An 18,397-nucleotide genomic window follows, 5' to 3' on the forward strand; every position below is an offset into this window, starting at 1 on the left:
GTGGATTTTTTTGAATTTATTTCCGTGTATGGTAGTGATGGTATGTCAGTAATTTGCTATGGGGTTTTTGATGGGGATGACCTGAATGCGGCCTATGTCAAGTTAAAGGATCAAAATAGCTTTGTCGGGAAATCTAGTGAGTACTGCATGATTGATGATGATTGGCCTAATGGAGTATTGCTCATAGATAATGTAGTAGATTCTAAGGAGGAAGTAATGCTGGCAATCAGTGATGGGTTTACAAGGATGTTTAATGCTGGTCCATGTAAATTTTCTTTATTGATGTATGATGGTGCTTTTAACGGTTATGAGAGTTTGTTTTCCGAGAATATTTTTGAGCAAATTTATGCATTTTCATTTGGTGAAAATAAGTGTGTAATCAATCTTGATGCCTCATTGCTGTCTTCCGAGCTATGGAAGAATGTGGTTGCCAACTGTCGCCTAAGAGCTGCATCATAAGAACCGATAGTTTCATCTTGTAGACGCATCTTGCGGCGTCTCCGTGTTATCTCTGATGACAACAGTTCAAGATCCACGCCGGGGCGGCTGGCGCTCTGTTACGACACCAATGGCAACTTGGTCCAATGGCTTAGGTACCTGCGTCTAGAACGATTGCGACCTCAAGCAGGGAACGGCGAGCGAGGTGATTCTGTCAATGGTAGGCGCTGGATGCTCGAGGCAGCGGTCCTCGGTGATTTTGATGCGTTCGAAATAGTTAATGATGAATACATAGCAGGGCGCAAGTGATGTCGATGGCTTGATATAACGATTGACTTTTGGGCATGGCAGCTTCGCCCCGCAGGCGCTGCCGGCGGCCCGCAGCGGCAGCTTCGACGACAACAATCGGCAAACCCAGGCCGATGGACAGGCGCTCAGCTACGACGCCAACGGGAACCTGGTCTCCGACGGCGTGCGCACCTACGTCTGGAACGCACGCGACCAATGGTCGAGATCAAACAGGGACGGCGAGCATCGCCAGCTTCGGCTATGACTCACTTGGCCGAAGAGTGAGCAAGACCGAAGGCGGGTGGACGATCAACCATCTGTACGATGGGCTGGACGCGGTGCAGAAGTCCCAGGGCGGCACCGTCAACCCGATCCTGACCGGGCTTCGCATCGACTAGCAAGATCTGCGTCGTGAGGCCGATGGACTTGCCCGCCTCCTGGGCGACGCGCTTGGCACCCGGCAGTCTCTACGGCACGACTCTCCATTTGCGCAGGGCGCGATATCGAGTCTATTGCGGTGCAGCAAATCTCCTGTCGCAACGCTGCCGAGTGTCGTAGTGAAAGCTGAGCAGACGCCAGCCGCCACAAGCGCAGCCGGTATTCCATCGCTATAGCGTCAGTCGATATCCGTGCGGCATCGAGGCATACCTTGCGCCGCGGTTGACAGGCTTGGGGCGATTCGGGAAGCGTAGGCGCCGGCCGCACCTCGGCGTGTGCGGTCCGGCCGCGACATGGCATGCGTTCGCCGTTCCTGGGAGGGAGTCTCTTGCACACACAGACCGCTGGCGCGCGCGCGCCGCTTCGCACGGCGCTGGCCGCGGCCGCCGCTTTGGGCCTGCTGGCACTGGCCGCCGCGGTTCCCGGTCGCTCCGTGCCGGTCGCACCGGCGGCCGCACCGCCGCCGCCGATCCATCCGGACCGGTGGCCGTCGCCGGCCTGGCCATTGAAGGAGGATCCGGCGCTGGAGGCGCGCATCACCAAGCTGATGGCGCAGATGTCGGTGGAGCAGAAGGTCGGGCAGACCGTGCAGGGCGACATCGGCAGCATGACCCCGGAGGACGTGCGCAAGTACCACATCGGCTCGGTGCTGGCCGGCGGCAATTCCGATCCCGGCGGCAAGTACGACGCCAGCCCGGCGCAGTGGCTGGCCCTGGCCGATGCCTACTACACGGCGTCGATGCAGACCGACGGCGCCGGCCCGGCGATCCCGATCATCTTCGGCATCGATGCGGTACACGGGCAGAGCAACATCGTCGGCGCCACGCTGTTCCCGCACAACATCGGCCTGGGCGCGACCCGCGACCCGGAACTGATGCGCAAGATCGGCGAGATCACCGCCGCCGAGACCCGCACCACCGGCATGGAGTGGACCTTCGCCCCGACCGTGGCGGTGCCGCAGGACGACCGCTGGGGCCGCACCTACGAAGGCTATTCGGAGTCGCCCGAGGTGGTGGCCAGCTTCGCCGGCAAGGTGGTCGAGGGGCTGCAGGGTGTGCCCGGCACGCCGGGTTTCCTGGACGGGTCGCACGTGATTTCCTCGGTCAAGCACTTCCTCGGCGACGGCGGCACCACCGACGGCAAGGACCAGGGCGATACCCGCATCAGCGAGCAGCAACTGCGCGACATCCACGGCGCCGGCTATCCGCCGGCGATCGCGGCGGGGGCGCAGACGGTGATGGCCTCGTTCAACAGCGTCAACGGGGTCAAGATGCACGGCAATCAGGTCATGCTGACCGACGTGCTGAAGGGGCAGATGCATTTCGGCGGCTTCGTGGTCGGCGACTGGAACGGCCATGCCCAGGTCCCGGGCTGCCGCAAGGACGATTGCCCGGCGGCGTTCAACGCCGGCGTCGACATGCTGATGGCGCCGGACAGTTGGAAGGGCGTGTACGAGAACGCGCTGAAGGCGGTGAAGTCCGGTCAGATCCCGATGGCGCGGCTGGACGATGCAGTGCGGCGCATCCTGCGGGTCAAGCTGCGCCTGGGGCTGTTCGAGGCCGGCAAGCCGTCGCAGCGTCCGCTCGGTGGCAAGTTCGCATTGCTCGGCGCGCCCGAACACCGCGCGGTGGCGCGACAGGCGGTGCGCGAATCGCTGGTGCTGCTGAAGAACCAGGGGCAGCTGTTGCCGCTGAAGCCGCAGCTCAAGCTGCTGGTCGCCGGCGACGGCGCCAACGACATGGGCAAGCAGGCCGGCGGCTGGACCCTCAACTGGCAGGGCACCGGCACCAAGCGCGCCGACTACCCCAATGGCACCACCATCTGGGAGGGCCTGCAGCAGCAGGTCGGCGCCGCCGGCGGCAGTGCCGAACTGGCGGTGGACGGCAAGTTCACCACCAAGCCGGACGTGGCGGTGGTGGTGTTTGGCGAGCATCCCTACGCCGAATTCCAGGGCGACATCGCCACGCTGCTGTACAAGCCCGGCGACGACAGCGACCTGGAACTCATCAAGTCGCTCAAGGCCCAGGGCATCCCGGTGGTGGCGGTGTTCCTGAGCGGGCGGCCGCTGTGGGTGAACCGCGAGATCAACGCCGCCGACGCCTTCGTCGCGGCCTGGTTGCCGGGCTCCGAAGGCGCCGGCATCGCCGACGTGCTGCTGCGCAAGCCGGACGGCAGCGTGCAGTACGACTTCCACGGCAAGTTGAGCTTCTCCTGGCCGCGCACCGCTGTGCAGTTCGCCAACAACGTCGGGCAGAAGAACTACAGCCCGCAGTTCGCCTTCGGCTATGGCCTCACCTACGAAGACAAGGGCGATCTGAGCCGGCTGTCCGAGGTCTCGGGCGTGTCCGGTGCGCAGGCGGTGGGCGGGGTGTATCTGGATCGCGGCAAGCCGGCAGTGGGCATCAACCTGATCCTGTTCGGCGGCACGCAGGCCAATCTGCCGGCGGCGACCTTCCCGGCGGCACTGGCCGACGGATCGCTGAAGGTCACCGCGATCGACGACAAGGCGCAGGAGGATGCGCGCCGCTTCGTCTGGTCCGGCAGCGGCAAGTCCGGCTTGGCGCTGGTGTTGCCCAAGCCGCTGGACGTCTCGCGCGAGAGCAATGGCGACGTGCAACTGATCCTGACGTTGAAGGTGGACGCGGCGCCCAGCGCAGCCGCGCGCATCGGCGTGGCCTGCGGCCACGACTGCGGCGCGCGCGTGGACCTGGGCAAGGCCTTGGCCGCGCTGCCCAAGGGCGAGTGGCGCACGCTGGGCGTGCCGTTGAAGTGCTTCGCGGCGGCCGGCGCCGACCTGACCCGGCTGGAGCGTCTGCCGGAGATCGAGAGCGACGGCGCACTGGACCTGGCGCTGTCGCGGATCGCGCTGGGCAGCAGCAACGAGGCGCAGAGCGTGGTCGACTGCCCGCTGCACTGAGCGGCGGCGCAGGCGGCGAACGGGTTATCGAACGAGCGGCGCCGCCCACGCGGGCGGCGTCATGGACAACGGTGCGACAGGGCTGCGGCCCGTAGGAGAAGGCAGTGGGGTTGGCGACGTTGGATGTGGCGATCGTGGTGGTCTACCTGGCGGGCATCTTCCTGCTCGCGCAGTGGGTGTCGCGGGAGAAGGCCGGGCACCGCAAGAGCGCGGAAGATTACTTCCTGGCCAGCAAGACCCTGCCGTGGTGGGCGATCGGCGCCTCGCTGATTGCGGCGAACATTTCCGCCGAGCAGATCATCGGCATGGCCGGTTCCGGCTATGCGATCGGCCTGGCGATCGCCTCCTACGAGTGGATGGCGGCGCTGACCCTGCTGATCGTCGGCAAGTTCTTCCTGCCGATCTTCCTGCGCAACGGCATCTACACCATGCCGCAGTTCCTGGAGCAGCGCTACGGCAAGTGGATCCGCACGCTGATGGCGGTGTTCTGGCTGCTGCTGTACGTGTTCGTCAACCTGACCTCGATCCTGTGGCTGGGGTCGATCGCGGTGAGCCAGGTCACCGGCATGGACCAGACTTTGGCGCTGGCGCTGATCGGCGTGTTCGCGCTGGTCTACCAGCTCTACGGCGGGCTGAAGGCGGTGGCGCTGACCGACATCGTGCAGGTCACCCTGCTTGTGCTGGGCGGCCTGCTGGTCGCCGGCCTGACCCTGTCGAAGATCGGCGACGGCGCCGGTGTGCTCGCTGGCTTCCGGCATCTGTGGAACGCGCACCCCGAGCACTTCCACATGATCCTGTCCAAGGACAACCCGTTCTACAAGGACCTGCCGGGCCTGAGCGTGCTGCTTGGCGGCCTGTGGGTGATGAACATCAGCTACTGGGGCTTCAACCAGTACATCATCCAGCGCGCGCTGGCGGCCAAGAACATCGGCGAGGCGCAGAAGGGCATGGTGTTCGCCGCGTTCCTGAAGCTGCTGATGCCGGTAGTGGTGGTGGTGCCGGGCATCGCCGCGGTGGTGCTGGCGCCGGACCTGGCCAAGCCCGACCAGGCCTATCCGACCATGATGCAGTTGCTGCCCAGCGGCATCCTCGGCCTGGTGTTCGCCGCGCTGGTGGCGGCGATCGTGGCCTCGCTGGCGTCCAAGATCAATTCGGTGGCGACCATCTTCACCCTGGACTTCTACGCCAAGTTCCGCCCGCAGGCCGACCAGCCGCAGCTGGTGCGGGTCGGCCGCGTGGCCGCGGTGACCTCAGTACTGATCGGCATCCTCACCGCGCGGCCGCTGCTGGGCAATTTCGACCAGGGCTTCCAGTTCATCCAGGAATTCACCGGCTTCTTCACCCCGGGCGTGGTGGTGATCTTCATGCTCGGCCTGTTCTGGAAGCGCGCCAACGAGGCCGGCGCGCTGACCGCGGCGATCGGTTCGGTGCTGCTGTCGTTCGCGCTGAAGAAGCTGTGGCCGGAACTGCCGTTCATGGACCGCATCGGCCTGGTGTTCGTGCTGTCGCTGGTGGCGGCGGTGGTGGTGTCGCTGCTCACCCCGCTGGCGCCGGCGCGCGACCTGATCCGCACCGACGATGTGCGCTACGGCACCACACTGGGCTTCAAGCTCGGCGCCGCCGTGGTGATCGCGATCCTGGTGGCGCTGTACGCGGTGTTCTGGTGAGCCACGGGCCGGCCGTGGCGCGGTGCGCTCAGGCGTCGCCGCCCTGCCACGGCTCGGCCAGCCAGGCGTCGAGCGCCTCGGCCGGCATCGGCCGCGCGATCCAGTAGCCCTGGCCTTCGTCGCAGCCCCACTCGCGCAGCATCCGATACACGGTTTCGCTCTCGATGCCTTCGGCCACCACCTGCTGGCCGAAGTCGTGGCCGAGATGGATCATCGACGGCACCAGCATGCCGTCGCTGCGGCTGCCGGGCAGGGCGCGGATGAACGACTGGTCGATCTTCAGCGCGCTGGCCGGGATGTTCTTCAGGTAACCGAGGTTGCTGTAGCCGGTGCCGAAGTCGTCGATGGCGATCTTCACCCCGAGCGCGCTGATCTGCTGCAGCTGTTCGGCGACCCGCTGCGGATCGCGGATCATCGCGCTCTCGGTGAATTCGATCTCCAGCGCGCCAGGGGCCAGCGCGTGCTGCTGCAGCAGCGCCTGCAGGCGAACGATGAAGTCGACCTGCTCCAGGTCCACCGCCGACACGTTCAGCGAGACGCTGAAGCGATAGCCGCGCTGCTGCCACAGCGCCGCCTGGGCGATGCCGGTGCGCAGCACCCAGGCGGTGATGCGGCTCATCAGTGCGGTCTTTTCCGCCAGCGGGATGAAGTCGTTCGGCGCCACCGTCCCGAGCAAGGGATGCCGCCAGCGCAGCAGCGCTTCCACGCCGACGCATTCGCCGCTGCGCAGGCTCACCCGCGGCTGGTAGTGCAGGCTCAGCTGGTCTCTGGCGTCCAGCGCCTCGGGCAAGGCGGCGAGGATGCGGAAGGCGTTGCGCTGGTTGGCGTCGTGGTTGCGCTCGTACAGGCTCCAGCGCTGGCCGCGTTGGCGCGCCATGTCCACCGCGGTGGTCAGCGAGCGCACCGTGTGGTTGGCGCTGAGCGCACCATCCAGGCGCACCGCGCCCAGCGAGGGGCTGGCCGCGTGCGGAATGCCCTGGTGGTCGATCGCCGCGGCGAAGGCGTCGCAGACGTGCTCGCACCAGTACTCCAGATGTGCGGTGTCGCTGCCTTCCATGATGAACACGAAGCTGGTGGTGTCGATGCGGTACAGCGGCAGGGTGCCCAGCGCCTTGCGCAGGCGGTCGCGCGCGGCCAGCAGGTAACCTTCTGCGTACTCCCAGCCCAGCGCCTTGACCATGTCGCGGAAATAGTCGATGCCGCATACGTCGATCGCCACCGCGGTGTCGTGCTGGTCGGCGGTCTGCAGCGACAGCCACATGGTCAGGTCGTCGTTGAAGCGGCTGCGGTTGGGCAGGCCGGTCAGCGCGTCGACGAAGCCAGTGTTGCGCAGGGTGTCGATGCGCACCATCAGCAGGTCGCGCAGGTCCTGCAGGGTGCGGCGCGCGACATCATCGAACTCGTGGCGCGGCTCGCTGTCGATCACGCACAGCGTGCCGAGGCTGGCGCCGTCGGCCATCAGCAGCGGCGCGCCGGCGTAGAAGCGGATGAACGGCGGTCCGGTGACCAGCGGGTTGTCGCAAAATCGCGGATCCTGGCGCGCGTCGGGCACCACCATCAGTTCCGGGCTGTGGATCGCGTAGGCGCAGAACGCCTGGCTGCGCGGCGTCTGCGGCACCTCCAGACCGACCCGGGACTTGAACCACTGGCGATGTTCGTCGATCAGCGAGACCAGCGCGATCGGCACCCGCAGGTAGCGGGACGCCAGTTGCGTGACCAGATCGAAGACCTGGTCGGCCGGCGTGTCCAGCAGGCACAGCTGGCGCAGGGCACTGAGCCGTTGCGGCTCGTCCAGCAAGGCGGGTGGGGGAGACTTCAGCATGCCGGGTTATCGGCCCGGTAGCAGGGGACTTGAGCGCTGGCCGGACGGGCGGTTCAGGCTGCCGCGGCGCCGCGCCGCACGCTCAGCGCGGCGGATCGCGCTGCGGGCTGGGCCGCTTGGCCAGCTTGCGCTGCAGCGAGCGGCGGTGCATGCCGAGCAGGCGCGCGGCCGCGGACACGTTGCCGCCGGTCTCGTGCATGGCCTGCTGGATGTGCTCCCACTGCAGGCGGCTGAGCGGGGTCATCGCGTCCGGCACGTCGCTGCCGTCCTCGTCTTCGTCCTCCTCGGCCTCCAGGCCGATCGCGCGCAGGATCATCGGCACGGTGGCCGGCTTGGGCAGGTAGTCGTCGGCGCCGAGCTTGATCGCCTCCACCGCGGTGGCGATGCTGGCGTAGCCGGTGACCAGCAGGATCTGCATGTCGGCGCGGATCGCGCGCAGCGGCTGGATCAGCGCCAGGCCGGATTCGTCGCCGAGCTTGAGATCGATCAGCGCGTAGTCCGGCGGCGACTCGGCGGCAAGCGCCAGCGCGGCGGCGGCGCTGTCGGCGGTGCGCGTCTCCAGGCCGCGGCGGGCGAGGGTGCGCTGCAGGGTGCGCAGGTACAGCGGATCGTCGTCGACCAGCAGGCCCAGCGGGGTCTCGGTGTTCATGCGGAGGTCTCCAGGGCGAGCAGCGGCAGGCGGAAGCCGACCCGGGCGCCATGGTCCGGCGCCGGCTCGGTCCACAGTTCGCCGCCCAGGCGTTCGATGGTCGCATGCGACAGCGCCAGGCCCACGCCCATGCTCTCGGGCTTGCCGCTGCGGAACAGGGTGGCCGGCAGGCCGACCTGGTTGGCGTCGAAGCCGCCGCCGTAGTCGCGTACCTCGCCGACCAGTTCGCTGCCGGTGACCCGCACGTTCAGGTCCACCTGCGGATGGCCGGCGCGTTCGCCGGCGTCGGCGGCGTTGTTCAGCAGGACCTGCAGCAGGTGGCCGATGGCGCTTTCCATGCGCAGCTGCAGCGGCGCGTCGTCGTTGCGGCGCAGGCGCACGGTGGGCCGCACCAGTTGCCACTGGTGCAGCACCTGCGCCAGCGACACCGTCTGCCCGCCGGCGCGCTGCGCCGGCGCGGCCAGCGCCAGTACCCGCTCGCGGCACTGCACCAGCAGTTCGCGCAGGGTGTCCAGGTCTTCGCGCAGTTCCGGCTGGGTGCTCTGTTCGGCGATGTCGTCGGTGAGCAGGGTCATCGTCGCCAGCGGCGTGTTCAGCTCGTGCGCCACCGAGGCGGCATGGGTGGCCAGGGCGACGATGCCTTCGTTGCGGGTGAAGCGCTCGCGCAGCAGCGCCAGTTCGCGCTCGCGTTCGCGCATGGCCATCGCCAGGCGGGTGGAGAACACCAGCACCACCACCGTGGACAGCAGGAAGTTGGCGGCCATGCCCCAGCGCTGCAGGTCCAGCGCCCGGTAGGGGCCGTGCGGCAGCGGCAGGCCGAAGACGGCGCTGACCGTATAGCCGGCCACGCAGGCCAGCGCCACCGCCAGCGCCCAGCGCAGCGGCAGCGCCAGCACCGCCAGCGCGATGAGCACCAGGAACAGCGAGCCGAAGGCGTTGCCGATGCCGCCGCTCCAGCCGACCATCCAGGTCAGCACCGTCACGTCGACCAGGATGTGGCCGAAGGCGGTGGCCGGGGCGGCCGAGTCGGCATGGCGCAGGCGCAGCTGCGCGTACAGGTTGAACAGCGCCAGCACCGCCACGCCGGCCCACAGCGGCGCCTGCGGCAGCGGCAACTGCAGCGGCCAGGTCGCCACCAGGATCGTCGCGGCCTGGCCGGCGGTGGCCAGCCAGCGCAGGCTGCACAGGGTGCGCAGGAAGGAGGCGTCGGTGGAATCCATGCTGCGCATCGTATGCGCTGGGCCGGGGGCCTGCCTGCGACAAACCGTCGCAGCGGCGCCGCCTCGCTGAATCGGAGGTGCCGGCGCATGCGGAAGGAGGCGCTGCGCAGGCTAAAATGGGCGCATGTACGATGCCGTCAGCCGCCCCACGCCCCCCGCCGATGCCGCGCCCTGGGCGCGCCGTCTCACCCAGCCGGTCCGCATCGGCGGCGTCACCATGGGCGGCGGCAAGCCAGTGGTGGTGCAGTCGATGACCAACACCGACACCGCCGACGTCGCCTCCTCGGTCAAGCAGGTGGCCGAACTGTGGCGCGCCGGCTCGGAACTGGTGCGCCTGACCGTCAACACCCCCGAGTCGGCCGCAGCGATCCCGCGCATCGTCGACAAGCTGCGGATGATGGGCATCGAGGTGCCGCTGATCGGCGACTTCCACTACAACGGCCACCAGTTGCTGGCCGCCGAGCCGGCCTGCGCCGAGGCGCTGGCCAAGTACCGGATCAATCCCGGCAATGTCGGCTTCGGCAAGAAGAAGGACACCCAGTTCGCGCAGCTGATCGAGTTCGCGCTGAAATACGACAAGCCGGTGCGTATCGGCGCCAACTGGGGCTCGCTGGACCAGGCGCTGGCGGCGCAGCTGATGGACGAGAACTCGCGGCGCGAGGTGCCGTGGGATGCCGGCCGGGTGCTGCGCGAGGCGTTGATCCGCTCGGCGCTGGACTCGGCCGAGCGCGCGGTGGAACTGGGCCTGGGCCGCGACCGTATCGTGCTCAGTTGCAAGGTCAGCGGCGTGCAGGAACTGATCGCGGTGTACCGCGACCTGGCGCAGCGCTCGGACTTCGCCCTGCACCTGGGCCTGACCGAGGCCGGCATCGGCAGCAAGGGCATCGTCGCCTCGGCGGCCGCGCTGGCGGTGCTGCTCCAGGAAGGCATCGGCGACACCATCCGCATCTCGCTGACCCCCGAGCCGGGGCAGTCGCGCACGCAGGAAGTGATCGTCGCCCAGGAGTTGCTGCAGACCACCGGCCAGCGCGCCTTCACTCCGCTGGTTACCGCCTGCCCGGGCTGCGGCCGCACCACCTCCGAGTTCTTCCAGGAGCTGGCCAAGGTGGTGCAGAACCACGTCCGCGCGAAGATGCCGGAGTGGAAGGTGAGCCATCCCGGCGCCGAGAGCATGACCCTGGCGGTGATGGGCTGCGTGGTCAACGGACCGGGCGAGTCGCGCCACGCCAACATCGGCATCTCCTTGCCCGGCACCGGCGAGGCGCCGGCCGCGCCGGTATTCATCGACGGCGAGAAGAAGGTGACCCTGCGCGGCGAGAACATCGCCCAGGAGTTCGTGGCGCTGATCGACGAGTACGTCGAACGGACCTATGTCCGCCGCACCGGGTGAGTCCGCCGCGGAGGCGGCCGGGCTGCGCCGCTGGTTGCGGCTGAATGCCTGGCGCATCGTCCTGCTGTTCGCCGGGGTGCTGCTGCCGCTGGGCGTGTTCGTGGCCCTTGCCGAGGACGTGCACGCACTCGAAGACCTGTATTTCGACGAGCCGTTGCTGTGGAGCATGCGCGGCCTGACCAGCCCGGGCTGGGACCGCTTCTTCACCGTGGTCACCGAGGCCGGCTACCAGTACGGGGTGATCCCGCTGGACACGCTGATCGTGCTGGTGCTGCTGGGCCTGCGCCGCTGGCGCGAAGCGCTGTTCGCCGCGCTGTCCTTCATCGGCTCGGCGCTGCTGAACATGGGCGCCAAGCAGTTCTTCCAGCGCGACCGGCCGAGCCTGTGGGAATCGATCGCGCCCGAGCACCACACCTTCAGTTTCCCCAGCGGCCACGCGATGGGTTCGATGACCCTGGCCGCGGTGCTGATCGCGCTCAGCTGGCGTACCCGCTGGCGCTGGCCGGTGTTGTGGCTGGCCGGCAGCTTCACCCTGCTGGTCGGCATCTCGCGGGTGTACCTGGGCGTGCATTACCCCTCCGATATCCTCGGCGGCTGGAGCGCGGCGCTGGTGTGGGTGGTGGGACTGTACCTGCTGCTGTTCCGCGGCGCGCGCCGGCCGCGCTGGCGTGTGCGGCGCGCCGTGTCCTAGCGGCGCCGTTCGATGCGTGGCGACGCACCGTAGCGCAGCGCGCTCAAGTTCAGGCGGCAGTCGCCGATAACGCGATCTTGCAGGGATAGGGGGCAAGCAGGGGGATGGACGTCGAACGGCGCAGCGTTGCGGCGGCGAAGCTTGGTCGATGAGGCGCTGGAACTGCCGCCCGATGCGGCCGCGCGCGATCAAGCGCGCCTACGCGCTGCGCTTGAAGAAAACCCGGCCCGACGACGACCCGGTCGCGTTCCAGCAGTTGTACGCGACCTATCGGGCGGCACTGGCCTGGGCGGAAGCGCCGACGTGGCCGCAGCACGCGCGCGCCACGATCGATGACCTGCAGGTAGACGTGTCGCTGGTGCCACCGGCGGCAGTGCCTCCGCTGGTCGTGGGTCCCTGGCCGATCTCGTGCACGCCCCGGTGTTGAAGGCCGAACTGATGCCTCGCGCATTGCTGGGTGGTTGCTTCGGCCAGTATCGTCATCCTGTCGGAATGCGTAGCGGCGGATGGGGGGGGGCGTCGGTTCCGCGCTCGCCTACGTCGCGACATCCCGCATGGCAGGTTGCATGCAGACCGAATCCCGAAAGGCGATCCCTCCTGGGCTTGGCGTGGTGGGTGTGCTGTGCGTACCTCTGGTCGTCATGATCCAGGCCGGTGCCTGGCCCGGCACGTGGTCGCGCTGTTGTTCCAGGCCCTCTCGCTGATCCAGGACATCCAGCATCGCGCCCTGCACACGCACGTCTAGAATTTTCATAATGGATAGGGACACAAGGATCCGCACATGATCGTAGGTATCGACCTCGGCACCACCCACTCGCTGATCGGCATCCACGACGCCGACGGTGGGCGCCTGTTCGCCAATCCACACGGCGGCCTGTTGACCCCGTCGGTGGTCAGCGTCGACGACGATGGCAACCTACTGGTCGGCCAGCCCGCCCGCGATCGCCTGGTGACCCATCCGGGCCACAGCGTGGCCGCGTTCAAGCGCTGGATGGGCAGCCCGCGCGAGACCAGGTTGGGGCAGCGCAGTTTCCGTCCGGAAGAGTTGTCCGCGCTGATCCTGCGCTCCCTGATCGCCGACGCCGAGGCCGCGCTGGGTGAGAAGGTGGAGGAAGCGGTCATCAGCGTGCCTGCCTATTTCTCCGACGCGCAACGCAAGGCCACCCGGGTGGCCGGCGAACTGGCCGGCATCCGCGTCGAACGCTTGATCAACGAGCCGACCGCCGCCGCGCTGGCCTATGGGCTGCAGGAGCGCGGGGGAGAAGGCCGCGTGCTGGTGCTCGATCTTGGTGGCGGCACGTTCGACGTGTCGCTGTTGGAAATGTTCGACGGCGTGGTGGAAGTGCATGCGAGCGCAGGCGACAACTTCCTCGGTGGCGAAGACTTCCTGCAGGTGCTGGTGGACGGTTTCTGTAGCGAGCATCGGCTCGATCCGGCCAAGCTCGCGCCCAGCGACAGCGCGCAGTTGCGGCGACGGATCGAGCAACTCAAGCGCGAACTGAGCACCCAGGCGCAGGCCGCAGTGAGCCTGAGCATCGCCGGGCAGACGTACAGCTGGGACATCGACGAGTCGCGCTTCGCGCAGCTGGCCGAGCCCTTGCTGCAGCGCATGCGCGCCCCGATCGAACGTGCGCTGCGCGATGCCAAGCTGCGGCCGTCGGAGCTGGACGACATCGTGCTGGTCGGCGGCGCGGTGCGCATGCCGATGATCAGCCGTCTGGCCACGCGCATGCTCGGCCGCCTGCCGCTGCGTCATGTCAATCCCGACCATGCGATCGCCCTGGGAGCGGTGGTGGCGGCCGGCCTGAAGAGCCGCGACGAGAGCCTGCGCGAGGTGGTGTTGACCGATGTCTGTCCTTATACGCTGGGAACGCAGGTGTCGCGCCGCGGCGGCGATGGACAACTGCGCAACGGGTATTTCCATCCGATCATTCCGCGCAACAGCGTGGTGCCGGTCAGTCGCGAAGACACCTTCTATCCCATCCACGAGCGCCAGACCGAAGTGGTCATCGATGTCTACCAGGGCGAGAACCCGATGGTCGAGCGCAACATCAAGCTGGGCGAAGTGCGGGTGGCGCTGGATCCCAAGCGCCCGCGCAACGAGCAGAGCGTGCTGACCCGATTCACCTATGACGTGGACGGATTGCTGCAGGTCGAGGTCGTCGAGGAGGCCACCGGCAAGCGGCACGAATTGATCCTCGAACAGAATCCCGGGTTGCTCGACCGCGACGAAATCGCCCGGCGCTTGCTGGCCCTGGCCGAACTGAAGGTGCACCCGCGCGACCAGCAGCAGAACCTGGCGATGCTGGCACGCATCGAGCGCGTCTACGAGGAGTACATCGACGAACGCCAGACGCTGCAGCATTGGCTCGACCAGTTCCGCGCGGTGCTCGAAAGCCAGGAGACGGTCCGTATCGAACGCCATCGCCAGGAACTGGCCCAGGCACTGGACGAGCTGGAAGCGCGCGCATGAGCTGGGCTTTGGCGGCATTGGGGCTGGATGAGGACGCCGACGAGCGTGCCATCAAGCGGGCGTACGCCGCGCGCCTGAAGGTGACCCGTCCGGACGAAGATCCGGCCGGCTTTCAGCAACTCCACGAGACCTACCAGGCGGCGCTTGGCTGGGCGCGGCACTTCGCCGCTGAGCATCGCCCGGCAGAGCCGGCCGTCGAGGGCCTGGAACACCAGGATGATGTACTGCAGGCGCAGGCGGATGTCGGGTTTGCACGGGCTTCCTTGGCGCAGGAAGCCGTGCCGGCGCCCACGCAGCGCGATGCCGACGTGCTTCAGCCTGCCGACGTCTCGGAAGCGCCCGAACGCTTCGCAGAGCCTGAGGCGGCCGAAACGCCAGCCATCCGTCTTCCTGCTGTCGCATCAAGGATCGCGTTTGCCGAGACGGAGCCCCCGTCCGTGGACATGGCGCAGATGCAGTTGCGCATCCTGCATCAAGCGCAGCAACTGGAACCGGCAGCGCTGCACACCTGGCTGCTCGCGCAACCGGAGCTGTGGTCGCTGGACCACAAGCCGCAGATCGGTGCCGAGCTGCAGCGCCATCTGCTCGAACACGAGGAAACGCTCAGCCTCTACCACTACGAGGTACTTGCCGATTTCTTCGACTGGGAGCAGGCGCTGGACGCGCCCGATCCCTATTTCGTGCAGCATGCCTGCGCACGGATGCACCAGCGTTGGCGGCTGCAACCGTCCGGCCATGGAGAGCTGAGCGAGGCGCTGCGGCGGCGCGGCGACCCAGACGCATCGGTTCCCTATGTGCGCAAGTTGTTGGCGTTGCTGGGCCCGACGGCGTCCGACAGTGCGGTGTTCGCGGCGATGCTGTGGCCAGGCCGGCCCACCCGCATGCGGCGACTGCTTGAACTGATCGGCTACGTGCCGGACGGTCGCAAGCCACCACCGCCGTTGCAGCGAGAGCGTGCCAACACCTGGTATCTGGCCGGCGAACGGCACATGTTCAATCCGATTGCCTTCATGGTCGGAGTGGCGCGTAGCCTGATCGCGGCAGCAGCCTTCCTGCTTCTGTGCCTCTTGTTGGCGATGCTCGATCGCAATCCGGCACCCGGGATCTCGCCGATGCTGAAGGCCGGCGGCATCGGCGCCGCTGTCATCGTTGGTGGTTGGCTTGCCTGGGATTGCTTCGCTTCGCTGCTGCGTTGGCAGTCCCGACACGAAACCGATGCCTGCGTCAGACGCCCGCTGTTGCAGCGCTTCTTCATCCCGATGATCGGCATGGTCGCCATTGCATGCATTGCAGCGGACAAGTCCTGGGCTGCCGCAGCCATCGCCTTGCCACTGTTGCTGATCGCGGTTGTACGCTGGATGCGCCGTGCTGGATACCGGCTTCAGCTGGAATGGGGTTGGGGCTGGGTGTGGGCTGGATTCTTCGTGCTCAAGGCTGCTTTCTTGGGAGTCGGGATGTTGGTCCTCTACCCGCAGGTCGCGCTCGGCGGTACCGCGATCGCCTGGCTTGGCGATCTGATCTCGCAGTGGAGAGCCAGAAAGAGGGCGGTGGCCTGATCGGTTACCAGCTCGAACTGGCGCCGCCGCCGCCGGAGCTGCCGCCGCCGGAGGACGAGTCGCTGCTGGAGGACGAAGACGAAGACGAGGAGGACGATCCTGCGGACTCGGCCGCGGCGCGTTCCTTGGCGGCCTGGGCGGCGTAGTAGCTGGCGGTGTAGGCAAACACGCCGGGCGCGGTCTCGGCGATGTGGCCCTTGCGGATCAGCGCGTTGCGCCGCCGTGCGAGCGCCTGCAGGAAGCGGCTGTAGCGCTGCGGCGAGCGGTAGCGCTGCGTGGCGACGGCCAGGGTCAGCACCAGGATCAGCAGTTCCAGCGCCAGGAAGATCACGTACATGGTCATCGACCTGGCCGACAGCAGGAACACGAAGATGCCGGGGTTGGCGCTCAGGAACAGGCGGATGAACCACGCCCAGAAGCCGCCACGTGCGGTGTCCTGCACCAGTTCCTCGGGCTTGCCCGCCAGGCGTGGGTGCAGCCGCAGCAGGCGCCTGCGCAGGATGCCAGTCCAGGCACTGCGCAGCGGCAGCAGCAGCCACACCAGCACCAGCAGGCCCACCCAGGCGATGGCGCCGCGCCGCCAGTGCATGCCGTCGTCGGCCGGTTGCGCCAGTTCGGCGACGGCTTCGGGATCCTGCGCCGCGGCGCGGCCCATGAAGTCGAAGGCGGCCACGATGGCGTCGGCGGTGTCGCCCTGGCGCAGGCGCGGGGCCAGGTAATCGTCCAGCGCGTGCCGCGCGACCAAGTCGGGCAGCACGCCTTCCAGGCCGTAGCCGACCTCGAAGCGCAAACGCCGGTCCTGCATCGCCAGCACCAGCAGCAGGCCGTTGTCCGTGCCCTTCTGACCGAGCCGCCAGGTGCGGAAGGCGCGCTCGGCCAGGCGCTCGATCGGTTCGTCCTGCAGCGATGGCACGATGTAGACCGCGCCCCAGATGTGCTGGCGCTCGCGCAGGCGCTGCAGCGCCGCGTTGATCCGCTGCGTGTCCTCCGCGCTGAGCGTGCCGGCGGGATCGACCACGTTCGGCGTGTAGGGTGGAATGGCGACGGCGCCGCGGCCGAGCGCCGGCCACAGCAGCAGGGCCAGGAGCAGCAGCGTACCGAGCCGGAACGGCGCCCAGGTGCGCAGTGTGTCGGGGCTGCGGCGCGGGGTGGTGACGTGTGGACGCTGCTTGCGCATCGCTAGGCCAGGCTGTGCAGGGCCGCGGCCCGCGCGTGCAGCACGGTCGTGTCGAACAGCGGCACCGCCGCATCGGCGGGGCCGACCAGCAAGCCGATCTCGGTGCACCCCAGGATCACCGCCTCGGCGCCCTGCGCCTGCAGCCCCGCGATCACCTCGCGGTAGCGCAGCCGCGACGACGTCTGCACCACGCCCTGGCACAGTTCCTCGTAGATGATGCGGTGCACGTCCTCGCGCGCCGGCGCATCCGGGATCAGCACCTCGAAGCCGCGCCGCTGCAATCGTTCGCGGTAGAACGCCTGCTCCATGGTGAAGCGGGTGCCGAGCAGACCGACGCGGACGATGCCGGCGGCCTGCAGCGCATCGGCGGTGGCATCGGCGATGTGCAGCAGCGGCAGCGGCACTGCGGCGGCGATCGCGTCGGCGACGCAGTGCATGGTGTTGGTGCACAACACCAGGAAATCGGCGCCGCCGGCCTGCAGTGCGCGCGCCGACGCCGCCAGTGCGGCGCCGGCCGCATTCCAGTCGCCGTCGCGCTGGTACTGCGCGATCTCGTGGAAGTCCACGCTGTGCAGCAGCAGCTTGGCCGAATGCAGCCCGCCCAGCTGTGCGCGCACCTTCTCGTTGATGTGCCGGTAGTAGGGCAGGGTGGATTCCCAGCTCATGCCGCCGATCATGCCGATGGTCTTCATCCTGGGTCGCTTGCTGCCGTCTTGAGTGCGCGAGGATGGTAGCGGCATCGGCCACACGCAGCGACCGCGCGTGGCACTCAGGCGTCCAGCGTCGGGGGCGTGCCGGCGCCGGCGCGTGCCGCGCGCCGCGCCAGCACCGCCTCGCGATGGGCGATGTAGGCGTTGGCGCCGAGGATCACCACTGCGCCGAGTACGGTGCCGCCGTCCGGTGTTTCGTCGAACAGCCACCAGCCGAACAGCGCCACCAACGGCAGTTGGGTGAAGCTGATCGGGGTCAGTGCGGAGACCTCGCCGAGGCGCAGCGCGTGCGTCCACAGCAACTGGCCGAGGGTGCCGAACAGGCCGGTGGCCAGCAGCCACAGCCAGTCGATGCCCTGCGGCCAGCGCCACACGAACAGCGCCGGCAGCAGCGACATCGGTACCCAGAACGCGTAGGTGTAGAACACCACCGTGTTGGCGGCGTCCACCCGCGCCAGTTGCTTGATCTGGATCGCGACCAGGGCGCTCATCACCGCCGCCAGTACCGCCACCAGGGTGCCGGGGCTGAACGCGGCGGCGCCGGGGCGCACGATCAGCAGCACCCCGACGAAGCCGCACAGCACCGCCAGCCAGCGCCGCAGGCGCACCGTCTCGCCCAGCCACAGCGCGGCGGCCAGGGTCGCGAACAGTGGGGTGGAGTAGGACAGGGCGATCGCCTGCGACAGCGGCAGATGGCCGATCGCCCAGAACCCGGCCAGCATCGACACCAGGCCGATCGCGGTGCGCAGCAGGTAACGCGGCAGTTGCGCGGTCCGCGGCCATGGCCGGCCCGGGCGCAGCAGCATCGGCAACAGGAACAGCAGGCCGAACAGGTTGCGGAAGAACGCGATCTGCAGCGTGGACAGCTGCGCCGAGGCCAGCCGGATCGCGACGACCATCAGCCCGAAGGCCATCGTACTGGCCAGCATCAGCAGCGCCGCGCGCAGCGGCGTGGGCGCGC

General features: G+C 67.9%; 15 protein-coding genes. 9 read left to right on the top strand and 6 right to left on the bottom strand.

What is annotated here, in order from left to right:
* From RAB71_RS09925 to RAB71_RS09940, 4 genes are all read left to right on the top strand, one after another.
* Entirely contained in the window at positions 1 to 459 is a 459-nt protein-coding gene (locus tag RAB71_RS09925) for a hypothetical protein (protein ID WP_138985733.1), read from the top strand.
* Between the two features lie 310 nt (positions 460 to 769).
* Positions 770 to 991 (top strand): hypothetical protein, encoded by a 222-nt coding sequence (locus tag RAB71_RS09930; protein WP_104609580.1) that lies wholly within the window; start codon positions 770 to 772, stop codon positions 989 to 991.
* 471 nt (positions 992 to 1,462) lie between these two features.
* The gene (locus tag RAB71_RS09935) at positions 1,463 to 4,081 is read left to right on the top strand and encodes an exo 1,3/1,4-beta-D-glucan glucohydrolase (RefSeq protein ID WP_050946501.1); all 2,619 of its coding nucleotides are present in this window, start codon (positions 1,463 to 1,465) and stop codon (positions 4,079 to 4,081) included.
* A gap of 104 nt (positions 4,082 to 4,185) precedes the next feature.
* Positions 4,186 to 5,748, top strand: a complete 1,563-nt coding sequence (locus tag RAB71_RS09940) for a sodium/sugar symporter (protein ID WP_010340044.1) — start codon at positions 4,186 to 4,188, stop codon at positions 5,746 to 5,748.
* A 28-nt stretch (positions 5,749 to 5,776) separates the two neighbouring features.
* On the opposite strand, the gene RAB71_RS09945 is transcribed toward RAB71_RS09940, so the two are convergent.
* The 3 genes from RAB71_RS09945 to RAB71_RS09955 form a co-directional block, all read right to left on the bottom strand.
* On the bottom strand, positions 5,777 to 7,570 hold the full coding sequence (locus RAB71_RS09945; protein WP_029561673.1) for a bifunctional diguanylate cyclase/phosphodiesterase: 1,794 nt from the start codon (positions 7,568 to 7,570) through the stop codon (positions 5,777 to 5,779).
* Between the two features lie 82 nt (positions 7,571 to 7,652).
* Positions 7,653 to 8,219, bottom strand: a complete 567-nt coding sequence (locus RAB71_RS09950; RefSeq protein ID WP_010340042.1) for a response regulator transcription factor — start codon at positions 8,217 to 8,219, stop codon at positions 7,653 to 7,655.
* A complete protein-coding gene (locus RAB71_RS09955) occupies positions 8,216 to 9,439 on the bottom strand; it encodes an ATP-binding protein (protein WP_010340041.1) in 1,224 nt (407 codons plus the stop codon). The genes RAB71_RS09950 and RAB71_RS09955 overlap by 4 nt, the downstream gene beginning before the upstream one ends.
* Positions 9,440 to 9,563: 124 nt before the next feature.
* Here RAB71_RS09955 and ispG point away from each other — a divergent pair, with 124 nt between their 5' ends.
* The 5 genes from ispG to RAB71_RS09980 all read left to right on the top strand — a co-directional run bounded on the left by ispG (position 9,564) and on the right by RAB71_RS09980 (position 15,549).
* Positions 9,564 to 10,829 carry a flavodoxin-dependent (E)-4-hydroxy-3-methylbut-2-enyl-diphosphate synthase gene (ispG, locus tag RAB71_RS09960; protein ID WP_010340040.1) on the top strand — a complete coding sequence of 422 codons (1,266 nt, stop codon included), beginning with the start codon at positions 9,564 to 9,566 and terminating at the stop codon, positions 10,827 to 10,829.
* Positions 10,810 to 11,520 (top strand): phosphatase PAP2 family protein, encoded by a 711-nt coding sequence (locus RAB71_RS09965; RefSeq protein WP_010340039.1) that lies wholly within the window; start codon positions 10,810 to 10,812, stop codon positions 11,518 to 11,520. The genes ispG and RAB71_RS09965 overlap by 20 nt, the downstream gene beginning before the upstream one ends.
* 148 nt (positions 11,521 to 11,668) lie before the next feature.
* Positions 11,669 to 11,947: a hypothetical protein gene (locus RAB71_RS09970; RefSeq protein WP_100223976.1), complete on the top strand. Its 279-nt coding sequence runs from the start codon at positions 11,669 to 11,671 to the stop codon at positions 11,945 to 11,947.
* 354 nt (positions 11,948 to 12,301) lie between these two features.
* Positions 12,302 to 13,993 carry a molecular chaperone HscC gene (locus RAB71_RS09975; protein WP_010340037.1) on the top strand — a complete coding sequence of 564 codons (1,692 nt, stop codon included), beginning with the start codon at positions 12,302 to 12,304 and terminating at the stop codon, positions 13,991 to 13,993.
* Positions 13,990 to 15,549: a molecular chaperone DnaJ gene (locus RAB71_RS09980; RefSeq protein WP_010340036.1), complete on the top strand. Its 1,560-nt coding sequence runs from the start codon at positions 13,990 to 13,992 to the stop codon at positions 15,547 to 15,549. Before RAB71_RS09975 ends, RAB71_RS09980 begins: the two co-directional genes overlap by 4 nt.
* Positions 15,550 to 15,553: 4 nt before the next feature.
* Here the strand turns inward: RAB71_RS09980 and RAB71_RS09985 are convergent, their stop codons facing one another.
* The 3 genes from RAB71_RS09985 to RAB71_RS09995 all read right to left on the bottom strand — a co-directional run bounded on the left by RAB71_RS09985 (position 15,554) and on the right by RAB71_RS09995 (position 18,365).
* The gene (locus RAB71_RS09985) at positions 15,554 to 16,726 is read right to left on the bottom strand and encodes a YgcG family protein (RefSeq protein WP_010340035.1); all 1,173 of its coding nucleotides are present in this window, start codon (positions 16,724 to 16,726) and stop codon (positions 15,554 to 15,556) included.
* A gap of 2 nt (positions 16,727 to 16,728) precedes the next feature.
* Positions 16,729 to 17,418, bottom strand: a complete 690-nt coding sequence (locus RAB71_RS09990) for an aspartate/glutamate racemase family protein (RefSeq protein WP_010340034.1) — start codon at positions 17,416 to 17,418, stop codon at positions 16,729 to 16,731.
* A 77-nt stretch (positions 17,419 to 17,495) separates the two neighbouring features.
* Positions 17,496 to 18,365 carry a DMT family transporter gene (locus tag RAB71_RS09995; protein WP_050946502.1) on the bottom strand — a complete coding sequence of 290 codons (870 nt, stop codon included), beginning with the start codon at positions 18,363 to 18,365 and terminating at the stop codon, positions 17,496 to 17,498.
* Between the last annotated feature and the right edge of the window lie 32 nt (positions 18,366 to 18,397).

The sequence above is a fragment of the Xanthomonas sacchari genome (assembly GCF_040529065.1).
Taxonomy (GTDB): Bacteria; Pseudomonadota; Gammaproteobacteria; order Xanthomonadales; family Xanthomonadaceae; genus Xanthomonas_A; species Xanthomonas_A sacchari.